The sequence below is a fragment of the Pseudomonas sp. K5002 genome (genome assembly GCF_013386655.1).
Classification (GTDB): Bacteria; Pseudomonadota; Gammaproteobacteria; order Pseudomonadales; family Pseudomonadaceae; genus Aquipseudomonas.
Map to the genome: position 1 here is coordinate 1 of NZ_JACARK010001590.1, position 635 is coordinate 635.

A 635-nucleotide genomic window follows, 5' to 3' on the forward strand; every position below is an offset into this window, starting at 1 on the left:
GTGGGCGGGAATGTCGTGGTCCTTGAGGTAACGCATCACCGCCGAGCCGGCCGCCATGGCCATCTGATTGCCACGGAAGGTCCCGGCATGGGCGCCCGGCAACCAGGTGTCGAGCCAGTCGCGATACACCACCACCGCCAGCGGCAGGCTGCCGCCGATGGCTTTGGACAGCACGACCACGTCCGGGACAATGCCGGCATGTTCGAAGGCAAACATCTTGCCGGTGCGACCAAAGCCGCTCTGGATTTCGTCGACAATCAACGCCACGCCAGCCTGCTCGGTAATGCGCCGCAGGCCGCGCAGCCAGTCGAGATCAGCCGGGATCACGCCGCCCTCGCCTTGCACCACCTCGACGATCACCGCCGCCGGCAGCAATACACCGGCCTCGGGATCGTTGAGCAGGTTTTCCAGATAATGCAGGTTGACCTTGACCCCTTCCGCGCCGCCCAGCCCGAACGGGCAACGGTAGTCGTACGGGAATGGCAGGAATTGCACGCCATTGCCGAGCAACGCGCCCAGTGGCTTCTTCGGCCCCAGGCTGCCCATCAGGCTCAGGGCGCCCTGGCTCATGCCGTGATAACCGCCCTGGAATGACAACACCGTGCTCCGCCCGGTGGCGGTGCGCACCAGTTTCA

The 635-nt window shown here is 65.4% G+C and carries 1 protein-coding gene; it reads right to left on the bottom strand.

Annotated elements, in window-relative coordinates:
• On the bottom strand, window positions 1-635 hold a 635-nt coding region (locus HX846_RS38135; RefSeq protein ID WP_178967569.1), incomplete at both ends, for an aminotransferase class III-fold pyridoxal phosphate-dependent enzyme.